General features: G+C 54.2%; 21 protein-coding genes and 1 riboswitch. Of the genes, 12 read left to right on the top strand and 9 right to left on the bottom strand.

Features of this window, described 5'->3' with window-relative positions:
• Nucleotides 1-322: 322 nt before the first annotated feature.
• From tatC to M1D70_RS29880, 4 genes are all read right to left on the bottom strand, one after another.
• Nucleotides 323-1,096, bottom strand: coding sequence for a twin-arginine translocase subunit TatC (tatC, locus tag M1D70_RS29895; RefSeq protein ID WP_009592986.1), 774 nt, complete (start codon nucleotides 1,094-1,096; stop codon nucleotides 323-325).
• The gene (gene tatA, locus M1D70_RS29890) at nucleotides 1,053-1,274 is read right to left on the bottom strand and encodes a twin-arginine translocase TatA/TatE family subunit (protein WP_009592994.1); all 222 of its coding nucleotides are present in this window, start codon (nucleotides 1,272-1,274) and stop codon (nucleotides 1,053-1,055) included. Before tatA ends, tatC begins: the two co-directional genes overlap by 44 nt.
• Nucleotides 1,275-1,298: 24 nt before the next feature.
• A complete protein-coding gene (locus tag M1D70_RS29885; RefSeq protein WP_036672629.1) occupies nucleotides 1,299-2,924 on the bottom strand; it encodes a PhoX family protein in 1,626 nt (541 codons plus the stop codon).
• Between the two features lie 830 nt (nucleotides 2,925-3,754).
• Complete coding sequence (locus M1D70_RS29880; RefSeq protein WP_009593015.1) at nucleotides 3,755-4,606, bottom strand: lipoate--protein ligase family protein; 852 nt, start codon at nucleotides 4,604-4,606, stop codon at nucleotides 3,755-3,757.
• Between the two features lie 682 nt (nucleotides 4,607-5,288).
• On the opposite strand from M1D70_RS29880, the gene cysK reads away from it, so the two are divergent.
• Nucleotides 5,289-6,203, top strand: coding sequence for a cysteine synthase A (cysK, locus tag M1D70_RS29875; RefSeq protein ID WP_009590402.1), 915 nt, complete (start codon nucleotides 5,289-5,291; stop codon nucleotides 6,201-6,203).
• Nucleotides 6,204-6,220: 17 nt separating this feature from the next.
• Here the strand turns inward: cysK and M1D70_RS29870 are convergent, their stop codons facing one another.
• Entirely contained in the window at nucleotides 6,221-6,775 is a 555-nt protein-coding gene (locus M1D70_RS29870) for a shikimate kinase (protein ID WP_009590397.1), read from the bottom strand.
• Nucleotides 6,776-6,858: 83 nt separating this feature from the next.
• Nucleotides 6,859-6,984 (bottom strand): hypothetical protein, encoded by a 126-nt coding sequence (locus M1D70_RS29865; protein WP_456288660.1) that lies wholly within the window; start codon nucleotides 6,982-6,984, stop codon nucleotides 6,859-6,861.
• Nucleotides 6,985-7,205: 221 nt separating this feature from the next.
• On the opposite strand from M1D70_RS29865, the gene M1D70_RS29860 reads away from it, so the two are divergent.
• The 4 genes from M1D70_RS29860 to M1D70_RS29845 all read left to right on the top strand — a co-directional run bounded on the left by M1D70_RS29860 (nucleotide 7,206) and on the right by M1D70_RS29845 (nucleotide 9,855).
• Nucleotides 7,206-7,637: a YciI family protein gene (locus M1D70_RS29860; protein ID WP_009590355.1), complete on the top strand. Its 432-nt coding sequence runs from the start codon at nucleotides 7,206-7,208 to the stop codon at nucleotides 7,635-7,637.
• Nucleotides 7,637-8,899, top strand: a complete 1,263-nt coding sequence (locus M1D70_RS29855) for an RNA polymerase sigma factor (RefSeq protein WP_456288659.1) — start codon at nucleotides 7,637-7,639, stop codon at nucleotides 8,897-8,899. Before M1D70_RS29860 ends, M1D70_RS29855 begins: the two co-directional genes overlap by 1 nt.
• 124 nt (nucleotides 8,900-9,023) lie before the next feature.
• Complete coding sequence (locus M1D70_RS29850; RefSeq protein WP_036671373.1) at nucleotides 9,024-9,422, top strand: VOC family protein; 399 nt, start codon at nucleotides 9,024-9,026, stop codon at nucleotides 9,420-9,422.
• A gap of 91 nt (nucleotides 9,423-9,513) precedes the next feature.
• The gene (locus M1D70_RS29845; protein ID WP_009590351.1) at nucleotides 9,514-9,855 is read left to right on the top strand and encodes a DUF1801 domain-containing protein; all 342 of its coding nucleotides are present in this window, start codon (nucleotides 9,514-9,516) and stop codon (nucleotides 9,853-9,855) included.
• A gap of 97 nt (nucleotides 9,856-9,952) precedes the next feature.
• On the opposite strand, the gene M1D70_RS29840 is transcribed toward M1D70_RS29845, so the two are convergent.
• Nucleotides 9,953-10,084, bottom strand: a complete 132-nt coding sequence (locus tag M1D70_RS29840; RefSeq protein ID WP_009590359.1) for a DUF4023 domain-containing protein — start codon at nucleotides 10,082-10,084, stop codon at nucleotides 9,953-9,955.
• Nucleotides 10,085-10,222: 138 nt separating this feature from the next.
• Between M1D70_RS29840 and M1D70_RS29835 the strand changes: the two genes are divergently transcribed.
• Nucleotides 10,223-10,684 carry a hypothetical protein gene (locus M1D70_RS29835; RefSeq protein WP_456288658.1) on the top strand — a complete coding sequence of 154 codons (462 nt, stop codon included), beginning with the start codon at nucleotides 10,223-10,225 and terminating at the stop codon, nucleotides 10,682-10,684.
• 164 nt (nucleotides 10,685-10,848) lie between these two features.
• On the opposite strand, the gene M1D70_RS29830 is transcribed toward M1D70_RS29835, so the two are convergent.
• Both M1D70_RS29830 and M1D70_RS29825 read right to left on the bottom strand, forming a co-directional pair.
• Nucleotides 10,849-11,154, bottom strand: a complete 306-nt coding sequence (locus M1D70_RS29830) for an antibiotic biosynthesis monooxygenase (protein ID WP_456288657.1) — start codon at nucleotides 11,152-11,154, stop codon at nucleotides 10,849-10,851.
• A gap of 146 nt (nucleotides 11,155-11,300) precedes the next feature.
• Complete coding sequence (locus tag M1D70_RS29825) at nucleotides 11,301-12,530, bottom strand: DUF418 domain-containing protein (protein WP_456288656.1); 1,230 nt, start codon at nucleotides 12,528-12,530, stop codon at nucleotides 11,301-11,303.
• A 141-nt stretch (nucleotides 12,531-12,671) separates the two neighbouring features.
• Here M1D70_RS29825 and M1D70_RS29820 point away from each other — a divergent pair, with 141 nt between their 5' ends.
• The 6 genes from M1D70_RS29820 (at nucleotide 12,672) to ade (ending at nucleotide 20,284) form a co-directional block, all read left to right on the top strand.
• Entirely contained in the window at nucleotides 12,672-13,391 is a 720-nt protein-coding gene (locus M1D70_RS29820; protein WP_009590370.1) for a response regulator transcription factor, read from the top strand.
• Nucleotides 13,388-15,160: a sensor histidine kinase gene (locus M1D70_RS29815; protein ID WP_456288655.1), complete on the top strand. Its 1,773-nt coding sequence runs from the start codon at nucleotides 13,388-13,390 to the stop codon at nucleotides 15,158-15,160. Before M1D70_RS29820 ends, M1D70_RS29815 begins: the two co-directional genes overlap by 4 nt.
• Nucleotides 15,161-15,284: 124 nt before the next feature.
• Nucleotides 15,285-16,529, top strand: coding sequence for an MFS transporter (locus M1D70_RS29810; RefSeq protein ID WP_456288654.1), 1,245 nt, complete (start codon nucleotides 15,285-15,287; stop codon nucleotides 16,527-16,529).
• A 160-nt stretch (nucleotides 16,530-16,689) separates the two neighbouring features.
• The gene (locus M1D70_RS29805) at nucleotides 16,690-17,280 is read left to right on the top strand and encodes a TetR/AcrR family transcriptional regulator (RefSeq protein ID WP_456288653.1); all 591 of its coding nucleotides are present in this window, start codon (nucleotides 16,690-16,692) and stop codon (nucleotides 17,278-17,280) included.
• A 60-nt stretch (nucleotides 17,281-17,340) separates the two neighbouring features.
• Nucleotides 17,341-17,919 carry an NAD(P)H-dependent oxidoreductase gene (locus M1D70_RS29800; protein ID WP_456288652.1) on the top strand — a complete coding sequence of 193 codons (579 nt, stop codon included), beginning with the start codon at nucleotides 17,341-17,343 and terminating at the stop codon, nucleotides 17,917-17,919.
• Nucleotides 17,920-18,027: 108 nt separating this feature from the next.
• Nucleotides 18,028-18,129, top strand: a riboswitch (purine riboswitch).
• A 352-nt stretch (nucleotides 18,130-18,481) separates the two neighbouring features.
• Nucleotides 18,482-20,284: an adenine deaminase gene (ade, locus tag M1D70_RS29795; protein ID WP_456288651.1), complete on the top strand. Its 1,803-nt coding sequence runs from the start codon at nucleotides 18,482-18,484 to the stop codon at nucleotides 20,282-20,284.
• Nucleotides 20,285-20,494: the final 210 nt, after the last annotated feature.

Here is a 20,494-nt window from a genome sequence, read left to right as displayed (position 1 = left end):
GCGATCTTAGAGACTATCAAGGAACTGAACCGTAATAACGTGAGTATTAATAACATGAATATGACAATCCCTAAGTGATTTAGAACATTCCACCTCCTGATTCATAACATTTAAATGACAAATTGGTGTTGAATTCGTTGTTAATTAGTAAAGTTAATGGTTTTTTTTGAAGGTGTCAATGATTTCATGAGATTTCAACAAAAAATAATGTAAGATAATCTTACACAAAAAAGAACCCGTGGTCACGACAACCTGCTTGCTTAGGCTGTCTGGTCACGGGTTCTTGAAGGTTCCGTCCAACTTCGGGGGAAACGGACGTGGATTAGGTTGCGCTGCCCTCCGCTTGAGCTAGCTGCAGCTGCTTGCGATAGATGAATCTGGAGATCGAAACGCTGATTTCGTACAGCAGGAACAGCGGGACGATCACGATCAGATCGGACATGATATCCGGCGGCGTAATGGTCACGGCCACGATGCAGAGCAGGAAGTAGGCTGATTTGCGCATCTTGGCCAGCCGGTGCGGATTCACGATGCCGAGCTTCGTCAGAAAAACGACGATGGCGGGCATTTCGAACAGAAATCCGAACGGTACGGTCATATGAATCATGAACGTGAAGTATTTTTGCGCGGTATACATCGTTTGGAAGGCTCCTTCGGCCATGCGCTGCATGAACTGCAGCACCATCGGGAACAGCACGAAGTATCCGAAGCAGATGCCGGCGATGAATAACACGCTGATGACGGGAATGAGCAGCATGGCGGAGCGGTGGGTTCCGTCCGGCAGCGCCGGCTGCACGAACCGCCATATTTGGTAAGCGGCAATGGGAAGCGTGACGGTAACGGCCACCACGCCTGCAATGATCATATACACCCACATCACTTCGGAGGGACCGAGCAGAACGAGCTGCTCGTCCATCCCGCGTACCAGCCAGTGATAGATCTTCTCGACGTAGATGAAGGCGGCCACCATCGCGACCAGAAACGCAATCAGCGTGCGGATCAGGCGCTTCCGCATTTCTTCCAGATGCTCGATCGCGCTTTGGTCGTTCGGATTAGCTGTGCTGCTTATCGACCGCTGCAGCAGTCTGCGGAGCATCGTCTTTTTTCCCATTCTCGTCCTCTCCGTTCATCAAGCCGCGGGTTGCGCCCTTAAATTCGCTTAAGGTTCGCCCGAAAGCGCGACCGAGCTCGGGAAGCTTGGAGGGACCGAATATGATGAGTGCGATAATCAAAATAAGAATTAAACCACCGATTCCAATGTTGCCAAACGGCATGATCCTCGCTCCTTTCGATTGGTATTATTCCAGTTTGAAGCCGCTAATCGCCACGACTGCGCAGCGTGCCATCTTTTCGCCGGAGCGGTGAGGCCATGTACTGGTTGGTTTGCTGAGGTCTTCCGTATTCTCGCCCGGGTGTTGAACGGACAGGAAGAGCGTCTGCTCGTCGGGAGTGAAGAAAGGGCCTGTCAGCTCGGACTCTACCGGCCCGGAAGCGAATTGCAGCGCAGTTCCTTGTTCCGGCCCGCTTGTTGGGATCACGAACAGTCCGTTGTTCATAAAGGATTTGTGAACGCCTTTGTTCTGGCTGCTGCTGGAGATGTCCGTCACGACCCACAGGTCGCCGTTCGAGTCGAACGCCAGGTTGTCCGGCGAGCTGAATCCGGATTGGCGTCCGCCGGCAGCAAAAATTTCGAAATCGAACTCCATGGCGGCCAGATCGTTGCCTGCTTCAAAGATACGCGTAATGTGACCATGGATGTTGCCGTGATTGTCGTTGTTCGTATGGCAGACAAACACGGTGTTATCGAATGGCGAGATTTCGATGTCTTCCGGACGGTCCGTCGGCGTTCCGCCGACAAGACGCGCAGCTTCCTGGCAGTAAGTCACAACGTCACCTTGGGACTTGAATTTGGCCTGGAGCTCTTTATCTTCTGCAGTGGCCTTGGCTACGGCTTCAAGGGTGACCGGCTGCCACTTACCCGATTTGAGGTTGGCGACGTACAGGGTTCCGTCTTCCAGAAGCGCAGAGTTGGCGCGCCCTTTGCTCTTATCGTATTTGTGCTTGCTGATGAATTTATAGACGCAGGCATCCTTCTTGTCGTCGCCCATATAGACAACGACCCGGCCGTCTGCGGCAAGGCCCATGGCGGTGTTTTCATGATTGAATCTGCCGAGGGCGGTATGCTTTTTCAAGAAGGATTTATCGAACGGATCTACCTCAACCACCCAGCCGTAATGGGTATCCGGAAGGTTCGAGACTGCCGCGGTGTCCTCGAAGTTCTCCTCGCAAGATAAAACCGTGTTCCACAGCGTCACGCCGCCGGAGCAGTTGGCAAACGTGCCGGTTGCCGTCGTGGCGCCCTTCAAAGCAGGGATGCCCTTAGCCGGACCGGTGATATCGAATTTGCTGAAGCCGTTGATGCGGCGGGCATGGGTGGAGGTGGTGTCCATTTTCCATACGCCCTTCTCGTCGCGGTATACCTCAATGACCGACATGCCTTGGTAATACAGGTTTTTATGGATTTGATCCGCCGTCATTTTCCCGTCCTTCACAGGTCCGATCGAGAAGATGGTGGAATACTCATGATTGTTGACCAGGAGGCCGCGGACATTGGAGCCCTTAAGCGGGAAAAATGCGTTGTAATCGCAGCCGGAGCCGAATTTTTCGCCAGCCGGATTGATTACGTCGTCGAATGCCGCAATGACATCATATTTAAAATTTTTAGGCAGGACGAGCTGGTCTGCTTTGGTTGGTTCGATTGGCTCGAAGTAGCCGCTGACCCGATTCGTTTTGAATCCGAACAGATGATTTGCGGTTCCGGACATGGCCGAAGCCTTTCCTTCCAATACGCCTAAGCCTGCAGAAGCGGCTGCCAATGCGGTTGCGCCCGTACCCAGATAAGACAGAAACGTTTTGCGGTCCATCGTTTTATTCAAGCTTATCCACCCCTAATGTATAAATTGCCATCAGGACAAGTTTATAGGGGAAATGTTATGGGAATATCATCGGTGAATGGTGGAAATGTAAAAATAAAGTAATCTAGGTATGGTACACGATTCTAGTTTTAATAACTTGGCCTAACTGCCAGTTGATGGTGCCAAAATGAACAGATTCAGTTATTTGGGCTTTAGGGTGAATTGATGGATTGCATTGATGGATTGTGTGGATCGACCGACCGTCCGACCGATTTGTAACGATTAACCTACTGTGTCGAACGGATAGAATGAATCGAAGGACGCGAATGGATTGATGGACGTATTGTATCGATAGGGCGAGGTTTGTTTGTCCGCGGAATACCAGGCGCTGCATGAGCGTGTTGACTGTTGTCATGATTTGAGGACAGAGGTTCCGCTATTACGTCTCGATTGGTTGGTTTGGGGTTAAATGAGGACACCAGATCCGTTATTACATAGAGTATGGCTGTTAATCGTGGTATTTATAGTAGATAGCGGATTCTGAGTCCGGAAGTACGGGGAAAGTTGCTTTTTTTTCGAAATAACGGATCTAGTGTCCATTAGTTTGTTTATTCGTCTCTTGGATATCTGCATGAACTGCAAGAACTGTTGCGTGCTCCCGGCAGTACTGCAATACAAGCGGAGTTTATAGGTACGGGCTTGTGTTGGACTGGTGCAACGTTTTGAGGATGGAGGATCCACACTTAGTGAGGATCAAGATATAGCAAGAAAGGGGTTCCCCTTTCAGTATAAAGAACCATATGGACTGATTCATCAGCTTATATGGTTCTTTATTATGTTTAATTAAGGTTATACCGCTGACGCATCTGATCAGCCATAAAGCGGATATCCTCGTCCCCAGGCATCGTAAACCTGGAAGCTGCTTCGGCCAAATCCTTGCCTGCTTGCCATCCTCGAATGACTTTTTTGACGGCTGACGTAAATTGGCGCACTGCTTCGAAGCCGCTGCCGATGTTGGTCAGCTCTTCGAGGCTGGCCGTGCTGTCGGCCTCTACCAGAGGGTACTGCTTGGGATCGGCTCCTTCAGCTGCGATATCATAGAAGGAACGAACCAGTCGGGCGCGCTCGCTGCCCGAACCCTCGGCAATGATGAAAGCCTGGATGATGAAGGCTTTCCGCTGCCGCCGCTGGGCAATACCGCAAAATTTGAGGCCGCCGATGCTTAGATCAAACGTTCCGGGGCAGAAGGCGCCGGCGATCTCGCCGGTATCCACCATTTGCCCGGTGTCCCGGAGGGCTTCCCGGATGAGCTCCACCATGATCTCAAAGTCTTGATGAAAATCTGGCGCCGGTCCGGCGGAGGAAAAGGGGAGGATGAGGGACAGGTTCACCACGCCGGCGTCCAAGGGTACCGCGGCACCGCCCGAATGGCGCACGGCGGTGTCATAGCCGAGGTAGCGAAGGTTGGCTTCCCCTTGAGGCGCCTCGGGCAGACGACTGTCGCGCACGCCCATGACAAAGGCGCGCGGATGCCGCCATAGATGGCAGATGGCGGGCCCGCCTTCTCCGGTTAGCCTGCATAATAGCTCGTCCAGCGCAAAATGATACAGCACGTCCTGATGCGATAAATTATCGGTCCGGTCGAGCAGCAGGACGGGTTGGTCTTCAGGTAGTATCAGCGGAATGTTCACGCTTGTTGCGCCTCCTTGAAATAGGGATAGGGTAAGGTAAAGCCCGATCAAATCATTTCCATGAACAGCATACCATAAATTCATAATGAAGCGGCGAGCCTAACCTGGCAGTGAGAGGGCTTCGCTCCTTGAGCTAGCATCCGGCAATCGGCGGCGTCAGCCTGACAGCTAATAGCATTTAACGAGGGTTCAATCTTAGTAAGCGGGGAACCCCCGTCGATCTCTGTCATCTGCGAATGTACGTCGATCAACGTTTTTGTTTAGATATCAGAAAGTATAAACTTCGAAGCATGATCTTCCTGATATCGCAAGAAAAACTTCATCTAACTGCGGTCTGTCATCTGTGAATGTACGACGATCAACGTTTTTGTTTAGATATCAGAAAGTATAAACTTCGAAGCATGATCTTCCTGATATCGCAAGAAAAACTTCATCTAACCGCGGTCTTTCATCTGTGAATGTACGTCGATCAACGTTTTTGTTTAGATATCAGAAAGTATAAACTTCGAAGCATGATCTTCCTGATATCGCAAGAAAAACATCATCTAACCGCGGTCTGTCATCTGCGAATGTACGTGGATCGACGTTTTTGTTATAATCCGAGTAAGCTTATTGTCTTTGTGAGTCATATGGTTTAGCGAGAATGACTTCACTTCATATATAAAAGGAGAAGATCAACATTATGGAGATCTATAATAGTGTGGTTGATATGATCGGTCAGACGCCAATGGTGAAACTTCGGCGGTTGGTGCCGGAAGGATCAGCAGACGTCTATGTAAAGCTTGAGAGATTCAATCCTTCCGGCAGCGTGAAGGACCGTGCGGCCTACAATCTGATTCATACCGCGGAGGAGCAGGGCCTGCTCCAACCGGGGGGCACCATTATCGAGCCGACGAGCGGGAATACCGGCATCGGCTTGGCGATGATTGCAGCCGCCAAGGGCTATCGGGCCATCTTGATTATGCCGGACAACATGTCCAAGGAACGGATTAATATCCTGAAGGCCTACGGTGCGGAGGTCGTGCTGACACCGAGCAGCGAACGCATGCCGGGCTCGATTGCCAAGGCGCTCGAGCTTAGGGAGCAGATTCCGGGCAGCTTCATTCCGCAGCAGTTCGAGAATGCGGCCAACCCGGACATTCACAGGGTGACGACAGCGCCGGAAATAATGGATCAGATGGAAGGGCGGCTGGATGCCTTCGTGGCGACGGCAGGAACGGGCGGCACCGTAACCGGAACCGGGGAAGAGCTGAGGAAGTCTCTGCCGAACCTGCATATCGCGGTGGTCGAGCCGCAGGGCTCGCCCGTGCTCTCCGGCGGACAGCCGGGACCGCACAAGCTCGTGGGCACAAGCCCGGGCTTCGTACCGAAGATTCTGAATACGGGCGTATATGACGAGATTATCCAGATCGCCGACGAGGATGCACTGCAGACCATCCGGCATTTGGCCCGTAAGGAAGGAATACTGGTAGGGCCATCCTCCGGCGCATCGGTATTCGCGGCCCTTCGCGTAGCGAAGCGGCTGGGGGAAGGGAAGCGGGTTGTCTGCATTGCCCCGGATACGGGAGAGCGGTATCTCAGCATGGATATTTTCTAAGAGGGAAGGACCTCCGGTTAACCGGAGGTCCTTTCTTGGTGTTCTAAGGAGGGGATCCCCTGCTTAAGCTCCTGCATGAGTTGTTCATGGCTCTTCACGACGACCACTTTGCCGGGATAATCCGCAAGCGTGTCCTGAATCTGATATCTGCCCTCCCGCTGATAGGCGGCGCTCCATTCGAACATTTTTTTGAACATGTCCCAAGTAGGGGTATAGTGCGCCTGTTCAAGTCGCAGTCGCTGCTTGATGAACCTTGTGATGATCCGGTAGGTTATTGTGGAGTAAGACGGGTTCAGAAAAACGATAAGATCCGCATGGCGGAAGCTGGGGCTGACCCATTTCAGATGAGCGCCCTCGATGATCCAGCCATTCGTGTTCACGATGCTTAGCAATAGCGCGTCCCGATCTGCCTCACACCTTCTAATATCGTCCGGCTCAGCCCGCTCCCATACGACATTGTCGAGCTCGTAATAGGGGAGGTTAAGCTGGGCGGACAGCTTCCGGGCAAGCGTTGTTTTGCCGCTGCCGACGGAGCCGATAATATGGATCCGGTTCGGGATCTTAGCGTCCATAAGAGATCACCGCATTCATGAGAAATGGTAGCTAATCATTTCGGTACCGAAGCGGGGATGTCCTTGTTTCGTTAGTCGGAAAATTATAGTGCCTTCTGCGGCGTATCGCAAGGCTGCTTGTAGAAGGCCGTGATTTGCTCGGCAAGGGAGCCTAGCGAAGTCCATGGGATGGACTGACTGCCATAGGAAGGGGATTGGATTAGGATCATCGCCCCTCCATCGACCAATCAAGCGTTTGCCTTGATCGGTCTTTTTTTCGTGGAGCCGAATGTTTTCAACAGGAATACACGGTCCAATAACGAAATGGTTGTTACTTATTATTTTTTTATTGAAAAATGTGGAGCGTTTGTCGATTAGGGGAAACTCTATTCGTTGGTTAAGCATAGGACGAAAAATTTAAGCGAAAGCAACGATACCAGGAGGGGAAAACATGAGATTTATGATGATCGTGAAAGCAACCGAGGATTCCGAGGCAGGCGTGCTGCCAAGCGCAGAGCAATTGGATGCCATGATGAGGTACAACATGGAGCTGGCCAGGGCGGGCGTGCTGCTTGCTGCGGATGGGCTTCACCCAAGCTCGGGCGCCATCCGGATTTCTTATCCGGAGCCGGGAGGCAAGCCGAAAATCACCGATGGTCCCTTTACGGAAGCGAAGGAGCTGATCGCGGGGTATACCTTGATCGAAGTGAAAACGAGGGAAGAAGCGATCGAGTGGGCCAAACGCATGCCTGATCCGCACGGCTTCGGTGCGGGGCAGATCGAGCTCCGTCAGGTATTCGAACCGACAGAGCTAACGCAGGACCCGGAAGCGCAGGCCAAACAATATGAAATGCGCGAACACATCCAAAGGCAGAATCCGTAATGTCGGCGGCCGATACCCATCGTACGATCGAGGCCATCTGGAGAATCGAATCTTCCAAAATCATTGCCTACCTGACCCGGATGGTCCGTGACATCAGCCTCGCTGAGGATCTGGCTCAGGATGCGCTCATTGCAGCGCTGGAACGGTGGCCGAATGACGGAATACCGGATAACCCCGGCGGATGGCTTATGACCGCGGCAAAGCGCAAAGCGCTGGACCTGCTGCGCCGGAATAAGGTGCGCGATCGGAAGTATGAGCTGTTGGGACGCGAAATGGATTCCCGGATGGATTCGGAAATGGAGGTGCCGGAGGCGGGAGAAGTGAACGACGATCTTCTGCGGCTGATCTTCATGACCTGCCATCCGGTTCTGTCCCCCGAGGCGCGAGTAGCCCTGACGCTGCGCCTGCTCGGCGGGTTGACGACAGCGGAGATCGCCCGCGCTTATCTTGTGCCGGAACCGACGATCGCGCAGCGAATCGTTCGTGCCAAACGGACGTTGTCCGCGACCCGGGTTGCATTCGAGATTCCCCAGGGAACCGAACTGAAGCCGCGATTAGCATCAGTCCTCGAGGTTATCTACCTCATGTTTAATGAGGGATACGCCGCCTCATCGGGCAGCCAGTGGATTCGTCCGCTGCTGTGCCAGGAAGCGCTTCGGATCGGACGGGTGCTGGCGGAGATCGCGCCGACGGAGGCCGAGGTGCACGGATTGGTCGCGTTGATGGAATTTCAGTCCTCCCGGTTCAAGTCACGGGTCAATGCGCAGGGCGAGCCTGTGCTGCTCATGGACCAGAATCGGGCATTATGGGATTATTTATTGATCCGGCGCGGTTTTGCCGCTCTGGAGCGAATCGAGCGGTTGGGCGGAATGACCGGGCCTTACGCTATTCAGGCAGCCATCTCCGCATGCCATGCCGGAGCGCCCAGTGCCGCAGAGACCGACTGGATTCGGATCTCCGCGCTGTATGAGGCATTGGCGCAGGTGTCTCCCTCGCCGATCGTGGAATTGAACCGGGCCGTGGCCCTTTCCATGGCTTTCGGCCCGGAGATCGGGCTTGAGATCGTGGACGTTTTGCGAGGCGAGCCTGCCTTGAAGGGGTATCATCTTCTCCCTAGCGTGAGGGGTGACATGCTCTTTAAGCTGGGTCGCATGGACGAAGCCTGCGCGGAGTTCAAGCTGGCCGCATCGCTGACGGATAATCAGAGGGAGCGGGCGCTGCTCCTTGACCGTGCGGCAGAATGCCTGCGAGCGGCCCCTTGAGATACGCTTTTGGCAGCATTTTTTAAAGAAATCCGAAAAAAATATGAAAGTCGTGTCGATTACGCCAAATCCCGTTCGTCATTTAGATATAAAACAAAAAAATCGAACCGAGAGGAAGATGAACATGCAAGCACAAATGGTACCTTTTATTATTTCCGAGGATGCAAGAGGCCAGGCCGAATTCTACATGCAGGCGATTGGCGGAGAGATCGGTGTATTGACTACATTCAAAGACATGCCTGGAATACCGGAAGCCCATCAGGATAAAGTCATGCACATGTCGTTAACGCTGGCCGGCGGCAATCAGCTGATTCTCTCCGACGCTTTTCAAGAAACCGGCAAGAGCACGAGCATGGGGCTGGCCATCACGTTCGATCACGAGGAAGACGCCCGCGCTGCTTATCGCCGTCTCAGCGACGGGGGGACCGAGAAGTATCCTTTTGCCCTGCAGCCTTGGGGAGCCTATTACGGCGAAGTGGTAGATCGGTACGGCATGACTTGGCAGATGGTTCATCAGGCTTGAGCCTCGAGCTGCCGGAACCGGGCAATCCGGAATTGAATTCCATGTAACATTTGAGAAAACACCATACTACGATACAGAGGGAGCTAATAAGATGAATCAAGAAGTAACGGATTACATGGCAGCCATCAGCGATACCTGGAAGGTCGAAGTCAGCGAGCAGCTTCGGGAGCTCGTGCACAGCACGATCCCGGACGCTACGGAACGGCTTCAATATAAAAAGCCGCATTTTCTGAAAAACGGAAAATACGCGGCGGTGATCAGCGTCGCGAAGAGCGCCGTGAGCTTTACGATTTTCAATGCGGAAGGGCTGGACTGGCCCGAGACGCTGTTCGAGGGGCCGCCTGAGCGAAAGACCATCAAAATATCGGCCGGGCAGCAGGTCGACTATGCTGCACTGGCTTCCTTGCTGAAGCAGGCGTCCGAAGGCCTGTAATCCATGTGTAGTAGGGGGTGCGACACGGGTAACAATACCGCGGGAGCGCCCCGGCGTCTAAAGCCGCGATCCTAGGAGGATCGCGGTAAACGTCATTCTATTTCTTGGTGCCGTGCTGCTTGGTTGGCAGCTTGTCGCTTGGCGTTCCTTTGCCGTGATTCTCTTTGTTGCGACGGGCTTTCTCCGCGTTCTCGTTCATTTTTTCCACGAAATCATGCGTGCTTTCCATAGGATATAGACTCCTTTCGTTTAGAATGTTGCTTGCCTGATCGTGCTTAATATAACCATTTCGTTGTTATCCTATTTTGAAGATTTTGAAGACTTTGGAACCAGGGGTTGTGAGATTTTCGTATTGGGGGGATGAGGGATGTCCAGTAAACTCGTATTGATCATGGTGGTGGGAATGCTCGTTGTTCTGGGTATCGCCGGCTGCAGCGGAATTTACGAGGAAACCGAATCTGCGGACCAACGACTGTATTCGGTCAAGAAATTGATGAAGCTGGATACAGCGAGGGTACAGGCCATTCAAGTCGTGTATGGGGATGGCACGCGGATGGTACTCGACCAGGAACAGGACATTGAGCCGATCATGAAGCGGGTGGATACCCTTCAAGCCAAACGGATGGCGGGTAACGAGGAACCGGGGTTCTTGTTCTTTATGGATGTCGTGCAGGGCGAGCAGCAGATTCGCGTGGCGAGCGAGTTTGAGGTGGATGGGGAGTCGTATATATTGGCAGGCCCGGAGCTCCCCGAACTGAACGCGTACATGGTGGAGCTGGGACGCTCCCATAACCCCGAATTGCTGCCGGGATTAACGTTTAACGAGTAACTTCCCTGTGGGGAGCTTTGCCGTGAATCCGTCAGCATGCGTAATGGATGCCAAACGGTCAATTATACGCAAAAAAAGATCCAGCCGGGCCAATGCCCGGGCTGCATCTTGTTCGCAGGAGTCTAAAGACAGCCTGAATCCGGCTGCCGGATTCAATGTCTCGCTTACTTCTTATGACTGATCAGCAGCTCGTATTTGTTCAAGGATGCACCCAAAATATTCTCGTTGCGGCCCTGACCGTGGGATTGCCGGAACGATTCGCTGGAAGTCCAGCGCTTGAACGCCTCCTCGTCTTCCCATACCGTCGAGACCTTCAGCTCCTCGGCCTCTGCGCCTTCCTTGGCTTCATGCCATACTTCCATCCGCACGAACCCTTCAATTTCCTGAACGCCCTTCGCTTCAGCGAACCGCTGCGTGATTTCTTGCCCGAAGCCCGGTTTGACCTTGATCGAGTTTGTAACAACCAGCATATACGTAATCCTCCTTCGGTTTATGAGCGGAATAATTCCCGACATGTCTTGCTCTTTCTTGTACGTCCATTATACATGAACGAAAGAACCGATTTCATCTCAGGGACCGGGATATCCCTGGCTTCATGCCCGAAGAGAAGGAAAACTCAGGTCGCGGGGGGACCTTCAGCCGAGAGCTCTGCCGCAGGTACGGCGGAAGCCGGTGCTCCCGCTTTAGGTTTTGCCCTTCCGCTCCACGACCAGTAGGTGCCTATACGGAGCAGCCGTTCAACCGGTCCGCTGCGGAACCGTTTCAACCAGAGCAGGCTGGCCGTTGCCAGTACGGCATAGATGAGGATCGCCAGCAGCGCTCCCTGCAGCACGCCGAGTTTGCCGAACATGCCCAATCCGAAACCGTAAAATATCAATACGCATACAACGCTTTGCGTCAGATAGTTCGTTAACGACATTCGCCCCACCGCTTCGAACGCCCGAATCACCACCGATTGTTTGGACGAGAAGGCGTACAGGGACGCGAACAGGTGGAGATACCCCAGTGCGAGCAGGGGGCCGCCGAGCATCATTAGGACGCCGCTCCAGTTGTTCGTGGATTCGAGCATAACGCCTGCGGTTTTCAGTCCAAGCCCGACCGGAATGAGCAGCGACCATCTTAAATACAGCCTGATCTCCATGGACGGATGGAGGAAGCGCCCGCGTTTCGCGGCGACCATGCCGAACAGGAACATCGGCGCGCTCATCAGGGGGGCAATCAGGATCACCAGCAGCATCAGCCAGTCCGGGAGGTCGATGGGCATTTCCTCGGTTGACCGGAAATTTAGGATCTCGCTATACGTGCCGCTGCCGTAGACTTCGATGGACTGCTTCACATAGTTCTCCATGCGCTCCGCTTCGCCTGCCGCAGGCTCCATGGAGCCGTACCCCAAGACGGCCATCAGCGCGAGCAAGAGAATGCCCCAGATCAAAATCGTTTTGGCCTTCCGTTTCACAAACAGCACCAGGAAGAGGCCGATCCCCCCATAGAACAGCAGAATATCGCCTTCCCAGATGAATATGGAATGCAGCAGGCCGAGTACGATCAGAAGAACCGACCTGCGGAAGAAGCTGCGCCCGTATTTAAGCCCCTTGCCGATCAGGCTTTCCCGCATCTTGATCATGCTGTAGCCGAACAGGAACGTAAAGATAGGCATGAAGCTGCCCTCTACGAACACCTTGAGCATGTCATGGCTGATCAGGTCCAGCGTGGAGGGCTGGAAGAAATGCAGCTCGTCTTTGCCGAACATGCCGTACTGGAAAATAAGCATATTGGCCATCAGGATGCCGAGCAAGCTCAAGCCGCGGATTGCATCCACGGCGGTCGAACGTTTATTTGAATTCATGTCAATCACCTCTGACACCAAGTATAAAGCTCCAAACGAAATATCTCGGAAACGGCATCCTAACTTTTTCTTAACACTTCCAGCATTTGTTTAACTCCTGTTAAGGTTGCTGTGCTAGCATAAATGTCGGGTGAGGATAAAATGGATCAAACACGAATTCTAATCGTAGACGACGAACCTTCCATTGTGAAAATGCTGCAGATGGTGCTGCGCAAGGAAGGCTTTAACCGAATATACACGGCTTCCAGCTGCAAGGAAGCGCTCAGCGAAATCGCTGCGCACGGTGCGGATATCGTGCTGCTGGATGTCATGCTGCCGGACGGCACGGGATTTGACCTCTGTCCGCAGATCCGTTCCTATGGCAGTCCGCACATCCTGTTCCTGACGGCCAAGGCGTCGGATCTGGATGTGCTGACCGGTTTTGCGATGGGCGGGGACGATTATGTCACCAAGCCCTTTAATCCGCTGGAGATCGCTGCGAGGATCAAGGCGCGTCTGCGCCGGGGCGGATTTGGACCGGCGGCTGCGGCAGAGCAGCAGGCGATTCAGCGCGCATGGGATTTCGGCCGGTTCAAGGTCGACGAATCCGCAGGCGAGCTGACGGTGCTGGGAGAGCCCGTGCCTTGTCCGGCGCAGGTCTTTCAGCTGCTGCTGTATTTTTGCAAGCATCCCGGGGTCGTATTCTCCAAGTCGCAGCTGTACGAAGCGGTGTGGGGCATCGACGGGATGGGCGAGGACAACACCGTTATGGTGCATATCCGCCGCATCCGCGAGCGCATCGAGGAGGACCCGAGCAACCCGCAGTATCTGCTGACGGTCCGGGGACTTGGGTACAAGCTGGTCAAGGAGAAAGCGCGATGAGGCTGCGCAGAAGGCTCGCCTTCCATTTTACATACCAATTAATTGCATTCTCGGCGTTTATGTTTTGCTTTCTGATCGTGCTCTTATTCTTCCTGATCAAACATATCAGCGACGATGAGATCAAGCGCAACTTTCCGACAGGCGTCTTGAACAGCATCGTGACCGAGACGGTGACGGAGAATGGCGAGGTGCAGCTGGAGGAATATTGGAAGCTTCTGCTCCAGGAGAAGGATATGTGGCTTCAGGTGGTGGATATGGAGGGAAACGTGATTCACTCCACCAACACGGCTTCGGATGTTCCGTTGGCGTACTCGGTGAGCACCTTGCTTGAGATCAAGGAGAAGCGCCGCCTCGGCGAGTACACGATGGATTGGCAGATGGATCTGACCTATGAGGAGCCGCTATTGTTTCTGATCGGACGCATCGATGAGAGCTCGGATCATCTTCGGGAATGGGTCGTCCGTTATCAGGACGGCGGCAGAGTGAGGCCGGAGGATGAGGCTCCGCTTCGCCGCGATTTAGCCGGTCTGGGTGGATATTTGCATGTCATTGACCGGGAGGGCCGCGTTGTCCAAGCGATTGGGACGGGTTCCGACAACAAGGAAAGCTACCATCCGCTGGAGATCATCACCATGCAGGAGCAGCCTGGCACGTATTCCACGCATATCGCGGTCTACCGCGATGCGGTCAGCGGCAACACCTGGGTGTATCATACGCCGCAGGACGGGGTGCTGGAGAAACGGCCAATGATGAACGAGCTGATCCGCGTGGCGCTCTGGACGATGATCTGCGTGCTTGTGCTGTCGCTTGGAGTGGCGATATGGCATGGATACCGGTACAGCCGTCCGCTGCTGCTGTTTACCGGATGGTTCGAGCGGATGGGCAGGGGAGCGTACGAGGAAGTGCTGACGCCGAAGGACCGGAAGCGGGTCTTCCGCAAGAACGGGAAGCTCCGCACGCGTTACAGGCTGTACAAGGAAGTGATCCATTCCTTTTATAGGATGGCGGAGCAGCTGGCCGAAACCGAACGGGAACGGGAGCGGCTGGATCGAAATCGGGAAGAATGGATGTCCGGGATATCGCATGATTTGCGTACGCCGTTGTCTTCCATTCAAGGGTACGGCTATATGCTTGAGAATGCACCGCAGGATTGGAGCCAGGAGGAATTGCGGGAGATGGGGACCGTAATTCGGGAAAAAGGCGACTACATGCTGGAGCTGATCAACGATTTCTCGCTCGTCTTCCGTCTGAGAAGCGAAATCCGCCCTAAGGAGCGGACCCGGCTTGACCTGAATGAGCTGGTGCGCCGCTGCGTCCTGAAATACGTCAATGATGCCACGCTGGATGCGAATTTCAACTATATCGGCGGCGAAGAGGTGCTGCCCGTCGACGGCAATGCCAAGTGGCTGCAGCGGTTGATGGATAACCTGATCACGAATGCCGTGAAGCATAATCCGGATGGGGTTAACGTCGAGGTTCGGGTGGAGAGTCGCCCCGGCGGCGCGGCGATCGTGGTTGCGGATCAAGGCGTGGGGATGGACGAAGAGACCCGCTGCAATCTGTTCGAGCGTTACTACCGGGGAACGAATACCGAAGAGAGCATGGACGGCTCCGGACTCGGGATGAGCATCGCGAAGGCGATAGTCGAAGCGCATCGGGGGCGGGTAAGCGTCTGGTCGGAATTGGGGAGGGGAACCACCATTACCGTATTTTTGCCTGAGGCCGCTGCGCAAGAAGGCGAGGGGGCAAGTATGCGCGGGAAGGAGTAGTCCTGCTGCTTGGATCCGCATATTCGAAATCGCTTCAAAAATCCTGCAACTTTCCTATCCTGCTCCCGCCCCGGGTGCGCTATAATGGCTAGGCAACGATTATACTTCATGTCCGGAGGATATTATGGGTTCAACTTCGTTTCGGCAATTGACCGGCAATGCGCGGGGCTGCCTCGTTTACGAGCCGCTGTTTCTAATCCCTTACAGCATGTTCACGACGTACACCTCGATCTACATGTACCAACTCGGAGTTACGGAGACGGGAATCGGCTGGATTACCTCGATCGGTCTGCTTGTGCAGGTGCTGTCCTCGTTTCTCAGCGGGTATTTAACGGACCGTTTGGGCCGCAAAAAAGCGCTCCTTTACTTCGACGTGCTGAGCTGGAGCGTGGCCACGCTGCTCTGGGCAGTCTCCCAGAACTTCTGGTTTTTTGTGATCGCCGCCGTCATCAACGGCTTTCAGAAGGTGCCGCATACCGCCTTTTACTGCTTGCTGGTGGAGGATACGGCGCCGAAGGAGCGTACCTATGTCTTTACGCTGCTGCAGCTGATAAGCGTCATCGGCGGATTGTTTGCACCGCTCGGCGGGCTGCTGGTGTATCATTTCTCGCTTGTGCCCGGGGTGCGCATCATGTTCGTCCTTGCCTGCATCCTGATGACGATCCAGTTCATCGGACGCCATTATGCGACAAGGGAGACGGAGATCGGGTACCGCAAAATGAAGGAAACGAAGGCGATGGGCCTGCGGGAAGGGATGTCAGACTATGTCCAGGTGATGAAGAGCATGCTGGGAAATCCGCTGCTGCTAATGATCTTCGGCGTATATATCCTGTTTAATTTTCAGATGACGGTGAAGACAACCTACGTCTCCATCTTCATGGTGGAATATTTGCATTTGGGCAGCGGCCTGATCTCCGTTTTTCCAGCCTTCTCCTCCGTCATTATGCTGATATTCATGCGGTGGATCATGCCCCGGATCGGGGAGCGGCACGTGCACCGGACGATGGTATGGGGCTTTGTCATCTCGGTATTGTCCAATGTCATGCTGGTGTTTGCACCGCAAGGAGATCTGCTGGTACTGAGCCTGAGCACCGTCATTGCCGCATTCGGCACGATGATGACGTATCCGTATCTGGAGACGGCGGTGGCCAATGCCATCGACGACGAGAACCGCGCCAAAATATTCGCGCTGCTCCAGGTGCTCATCCTCATCGTCATTTCACCTTCCGGCATCATTGGCGGCTGGGCGTACGGCATCGATCCAAGAATTCCGTTCCTGCTTGTGGCCGGCGCATTTGTCATCAGCATTCCGCTCATGCTGCTGTACAGCAACAAGGTAAAGGCCGCTCCCATCGAAGCGGGGGTTTAGCTTGGACAGGAGGGCCGAGCCCAAGACTGGCATGCGATTTTAGCGATATATACGAAACGTAAAGAGTACGTACGAGTACGAAGAGAGGCGCCTTAAGTCTTGGGGGGCCTTTTTTTGTGCCCTTATTGCAATTTGGTTAGTGTTCACTTATGATATGAGCATGAAAAAGAAACCTCATTTCGACAGCAAGAAGAAGGAAATTTTGCAGGCAGCCATGAAGCTCTTTGCCGAGAAGGGCGTGGACGGCGTATCGGTGAAGGAAATCGGCGCGGCGGCAGGCGTGACGGATGCGGCGATTTATAAGCATTTTACGAATAAGGATGCCGTTGCCGCGGAGGCGTTCGACGAATATTGCGGCAGTTATACGCGCTTGGTGGATGAATATGCTACCCGGCCCGGACCGTTCCCGGAGAGGCTATCGGCTCTCGTAACCCGCGTACTGGAATCGTATGACGAGGATAAATACGGCTTGCTGCTATTGTCCCAGCATCACGAGCTGTTTACGGAGGTGGTCAAGAGCAGGGGGCGCCAACCGCTTGATGCTTTGGAGGATCTGCTCGAGCAAGCGGTGCTGCAGCGGGATATTCCGCCGCAGAATACGCGGTTAACCGCTATTCTGATCATCGGTGCATTCAGTCAGCTTGCGATATCCGCGATGCAGGGGGAGCTGGAAGAACCGCTGTCTCCGCTGGCACCTGAAGTAACGGCGCATTTATTGGCATTAACCGGTTTGGAAAAAGGTCAGGCGTGACCTTTTCTTTTTGCCATGAGGTTAGTGATTATTAACCAAATTATTAGGGGGAGGACGCATATGAAAAAGGTTTTAATCATCCAAGGCAATCCCATTGAAAACAGCTATGGCCGTCACCTGGCGGAGGCCTATGCAAGGGGGGCGGGCGAATCCGGTGCGGAGGTGAGGAAGCTGGTGCTTGCGGAGATGGAGTTTGACCTGAACCTGTCCGGCGGTTATAAGGGCAAGCAACCGCTCGAACCCGATCTGCAAGAAGCGCAGGAGCTGATTGCCTGGGCGGACCATCTGGTGTTTGTGTATCCGAATTGGTGGGGCGGCATGCCGGCGCTGCTCAAAGGGTTCATCGATAGGGTTTTTCTGCCGGGATTCGCCTTTAAGTACCGCAGGAACTCGCCTTTGCCGGAGCAGCTGCTCAAAGGGAAGACGGCTCGTCTGATCGTCACGATGGATTCGCCGTACGTCTACTACCGATTCTATCTCGGACAGCCGGGACATCAGATGATGAAGCATTCCATTCTGAAGTTCTGCGGCGTGGGCACCGTCCGTGCCACGAACATTACCCAGCTTCGCAAAATGCCCGATACCGCAAGAAACCAATGGCTCGAGCGTGTGCAGAGAATGGGACGGAAATTGGCGTGATCGGGTAATAGGGGCGATGTGCAGTTCCTTCCAATGGCTTGACTTCTCGGGCAGGAGGATTATAATTCATACAACAAATGAAACGACCAAAGAAATTGAATGGGTCATGTGTTCAAAATCAAATCTTGATGTATATGCCGGGGAATAGGGCCCAGGCGTTTCTACCAGGTTACCGTAAATGACTTGACTACATGAAGGTTGAGAATCCGCTCCCCAAGCCCGGCTTCGCTTAAACATCGAAACCGGGCTGCAAGATCGCCTGAAATGGGATCTAAGCACGTTTTAACGGATGGGGTGATGTGCAGACTATTAACAATGCATGGCTGCCGCGCGGACTTCTCTTCCTCAATGGATATAGTTGCAGGCAACCCGGGCAGATACGCTGTCCGGGTTGTTTTGCGTGTTACGCAAGATCGATTTTGTGCTTTTACCGATTCATTATAAGAAAAAAAGTCTATCGACGACCGCAGTTAGAAGAAGTTTTTATTGCGATATCAGGAAGTCACAAGCTTCAGAGTTTATACTTTTCTGATATCTAAAAAAAGGGGAGCGTGCAATCATCATGAGTTCAATCCAGAGACAGAAACGATACGAGGTCAGCCGGCAGCTGGGGAAGGTTGCCATGGGACAAAAGCCAGCCGATCTGGTCATCAAAAACGGCACGCTGGTGAATGTGTTTACAGGTGAACTTCAGGAGCGGGTAGACGTGGCCATGGCGCATGGGCGCATCGCCTATATCGGCAGCGCCGATCATACGATCGGAGAGGGGACGCAGGTGATCGAAGCGAATGGGCGCTTCATCTCGCCGGGTCTGCTGGACGGTCATATGCATGTGGAAAGCACGATGCTGACCGTAACGGAGTTTGCCAAAGCGGCCATCGTTACGGGAACGACCGGGGTTTATATGGACCCCCATGAGATCGCCAACGTGTTCGGCATGGAAGGCGTGCGCTGGATGCACGAGGAAGGGCAGCAGCTGCCGATGAAGGTGTTCACCACCATTCCTTCCTGCGTACCGGCGACGTTCGATCTGGAAGATGCGGGGGCGCAGCTGGGCGTAGCCGATATCGAGGAAGGGCTGACCTGGCCCGGCGTCGCCGGGCTTGGCGAAGTGATGAACTTCCCGGGCGTCGTATACGGCGATCCGACCATGAGCGGAGAGATCGAAGCCACGCTGCGTGCCGGCAAGACGGTGACGGGGCATTTTCCGGCCGAGGACGACCGGATGCTTCAAGCCTATTTGGCAACCGGCGTCAGCTCCGATCATGAGACGGTAACGAGAGAGCAGGCTTTGGAAAAGGTTCGCCTTGGTATGCATCTGATGATCCGCGAAGGTTCGGCTTGGCAGGATGTGAAGGAAGTGATTAAGGTAGTAACGGAGGACAAGGTACGTACCGACAATATCTCCTTGGTCACGGATGATGTGTATCCGCAGACGCTGCTGCGGCTCGGCCATATGAACCATGTGGTCCGCCGCGCCATGGAGGAGGGCGTGGACCCGGTTACGGCGATCCAGATGGGCACGATCAACGTGGCTCGATATTTCGGCATGGACATGGAGCTCGGCAGCATTTCACCGGGCAAAACGGCTGATATTTTGCTCATTGACGATCTGAAGAGCATGGTGCCTTCGGTGGTGATCACGGACGGCGAAGTGGTCGCGGAGAACGGCCGCCTCGTGAAGGCGTTCCCGGCGTATTCGTATCCGGAAAAAGCCTTTCAGTCGGTTCGGCTGCAGCGTTCGCTTACCGCCGACGACTTTCTGCTGCGCAGCAAGTTCGATGCGGCGCGTACGGAAGTGAACGTGGTGCGCGTCATCGAGAACAGTGCCCGTACCGCCAAAATGACCGCGGTGCTCGCCGTGGAGCAGGGCGTCATCCAGCCGGACCTGGGCCAAGACGTGGTTCAGCTGGCATGCATCGAGCGCCACGGCGCTACCGGGCAGATCTCGCTCGGCTTTGCGAGCGGCTTCGGACTTCAATCCGGCGCGGTTGCTTCCACGGTGGCGCACGATAGCCACAACCTGCTCGTGATGGGCACGAATGCCGAGGATATGGCGCTTGCGGCGAACGAGCTGGCAGCATGCGGAGGCGGCATGATCGTGGTACAGAACGGCCAGGTGCTGGCGAAGGTGGCGATGCCGATTGCGGGCTTGCTGGCGGACCGACCGGTTGAGGTCGTGGCCGAGGAGGTCGCTGCCCTGGAGGAAGCCTGGAAACAGCTCGGCTGCTCCATCCATGCGCCGTTCATGACGTTCTCGCTCATTGCGCTGCCGGTGATTCCGGAGATCCGTATCACCAATCGCGGGATCGCGGACGTGACGGAATTCAAGCTCATCCAGACGGAGATCGGCGCGGTTCAATAAGGTGGCGGCATACGTTAAAGCAGGTTGGCCTACATGGCTAACCTGCTTTTTTAGTGCGTAAATACCGGGCTTGGCCTGTGAGTGGATGCCGCAAGCCACGCTCTCACGGATAATCCTCACATAATCCATTGCCTACTTAGTGATTTCCGTCACAAATTGATAACTTTTTCACCTATTTCGGCCTTTATATTGTGACGTTTATCACAATCC

It is taken from the genome of Paenibacillus sp. AK002, assembly GCF_053903045.1.
Note: the sequence above shows the minus strand (reverse complement) of the source record. Positions and strands in the feature narration are given on the sequence as shown.

Bases quoted from the DNA above. Each gene is read 5' to 3' on its own strand.
- M1D70_RS29870 (WP_009590397.1), bottom strand. From the start codon at position 6,775: ATGGACGCTAAGATCCCGAACCGGATCCATATTATCGGCTCCGTCGGC.
- M1D70_RS29885 (WP_036672629.1), bottom strand. From the start codon at position 2,924: ATGGACCGCAAAACGTTTCTGTCTTATCTGGGTACGGGCGCAACCGCA.
- tatC (WP_009592986.1), bottom strand. From the start codon at position 1,096: ATGCTCCGCAGACTGCTGCAGCGGTCGATAAGCAGCACAGCTAATCCG.
- M1D70_RS29865 (WP_456288660.1), bottom strand. From the start codon at position 6,984: ATGATCCTAATCCAATCCCCTTCCTATGGCAGTCAGTCCATCCCATGG.
- tatA (WP_009592994.1), bottom strand. From the start codon at position 1,274: ATGCCGTTTGGCAACATTGGAATCGGTGGTTTAATTCTTATTTTGATT.
- M1D70_RS29845 (WP_009590351.1), top strand. From the start codon at position 9,514: ATGAATCAAGAAGTAACGGATTACATGGCAGCCATCAGCGATACCTGG.
- M1D70_RS29810 (WP_456288654.1), top strand. From the start codon at position 15,285: ATGGGTTCAACTTCGTTTCGGCAATTGACCGGCAATGCGCGGGGCTGC.
- M1D70_RS29860 (WP_009590355.1), top strand. From the start codon at position 7,206: ATGAGATTTATGATGATCGTGAAAGCAACCGAGGATTCCGAGGCAGGC.
- M1D70_RS29825 (WP_456288656.1), bottom strand. From the start codon at position 12,530: ATGAATTCAAATAAACGTTCGACCGCCGTGGATGCAATCCGCGGCTTG.
- M1D70_RS29855 (WP_456288659.1), top strand. From the start codon at position 7,637: ATGTCGGCGGCCGATACCCATCGTACGATCGAGGCCATCTGGAGAATC.
- M1D70_RS29800 (WP_456288652.1), top strand. From the start codon at position 17,341: ATGAAAAAGGTTTTAATCATCCAAGGCAATCCCATTGAAAACAGCTAT.
- M1D70_RS29820 (WP_009590370.1), top strand. From the start codon at position 12,672: ATGGATCAAACACGAATTCTAATCGTAGACGACGAACCTTCCATTGTG.
- M1D70_RS29830 (WP_456288657.1), bottom strand. From the start codon at position 11,154: ATGCTGGTTGTTACAAACTCGATCAAGGTCAAACCGGGCTTCGGGCAA.
- M1D70_RS29840 (WP_009590359.1), bottom strand. From the start codon at position 10,084: ATGGAAAGCACGCATGATTTCGTGGAAAAAATGAACGAGAACGCGGAG.
- M1D70_RS29835 (WP_456288658.1), top strand. From the start codon at position 10,223: ATGTCCAGTAAACTCGTATTGATCATGGTGGTGGGAATGCTCGTTGTT.
- M1D70_RS29850 (WP_036671373.1), top strand. From the start codon at position 9,024: ATGCAAGCACAAATGGTACCTTTTATTATTTCCGAGGATGCAAGAGGC.
- M1D70_RS29805 (WP_456288653.1), top strand. From the start codon at position 16,690: ATGAAAAAGAAACCTCATTTCGACAGCAAGAAGAAGGAAATTTTGCAG.
- M1D70_RS29815 (WP_456288655.1), top strand. From the start codon at position 13,388: ATGAGGCTGCGCAGAAGGCTCGCCTTCCATTTTACATACCAATTAATT.
- cysK (WP_009590402.1), top strand. From the start codon at position 5,289: ATGGAGATCTATAATAGTGTGGTTGATATGATCGGTCAGACGCCAATG.
- ade (WP_456288651.1), top strand. From the start codon at position 18,482: ATGAGTTCAATCCAGAGACAGAAACGATACGAGGTCAGCCGGCAGCTG.